Annotated in this window: 1 protein-coding gene and 1 pseudogene; both read left to right on the top strand. The window is 43.3% G+C overall.

Annotated features, from left to right (window positions below):
* Nucleotides 1-247 (top strand): annotated as a pseudogene (locus F1379_RS29530) (PD40 domain-containing protein); the annotation flags it as partial.
* Between the two features lie 26 nt (nt 248-273).
* A partial coding sequence (locus tag F1379_RS29535; RefSeq protein WP_150276049.1) for an OmpA family protein occupies nt 274-695 on the top strand: 422 nt, incomplete at its 3' end.

Below are 695 nucleotides of genomic sequence, written 5' to 3' on the forward strand. Positions count from 1 at the left end.
CATGATTGCCGGTGATAAAGTAGTAAAACGCGATCTCGCTTCGGGTGGCACGGAAGTATTGAGTTCAACGTTCTTAGATGAAAGTCCAAGTATTTCGCCAAATGGTATTATGGTTATTTATAGCTCTACCAAAGGTACGAGCAAAGTGCTACAATTGGTGTCCGCAGATGGCCGTTTCAAAGCTAACTTGCCGGGAGCAGGTGGACAATTTAAGTTTCCTGCTTGGTCACCGTATTTGACTAAATAAAATAAAATTCTTTTTAGGAGCAACAAATGAAAAAACTAGCTAAAGTATTGATGATTGCGGCACCAGCATTCGTATTAGCAGCTTGCAGCAGCTCATCAGACAATGCTAACGCAAATGCTAACGCAAACGCAGGTCAATTCGGCGGTATGACTGCTGAAGACTTACAAACTCGTTACAACACTGTGTACTTCGGTTTCGATAGCTACGCAGTTGAAGGTGAGTACCAACAACTTTTAGATGCACACGCTGCATACTTAACATCTGCAAACGGTAAAGTAACTGTTGCTGGTCACGCTGACGAACGTGGTACTCCAGAGTACAACATCGCATTAGGTCAACGTCGTGCAGACGCAGTTAAAAACTACTTAGCAACTAAAGGTGCTAACCAAGTTTCAACTGTTTCTTACGGTGAAGAAAAACCGGCTGTGTTAGGTCACACTGAAGCTGC

Origin of the sequence: Paenibacillus tepidiphilus (assembly GCF_008635795.1) — a bacterium.
GTDB lineage: Bacteria > Bacillota > Bacilli > Paenibacillales > Paenibacillaceae > Paenibacillus_AQ > Paenibacillus_AQ tepidiphilus.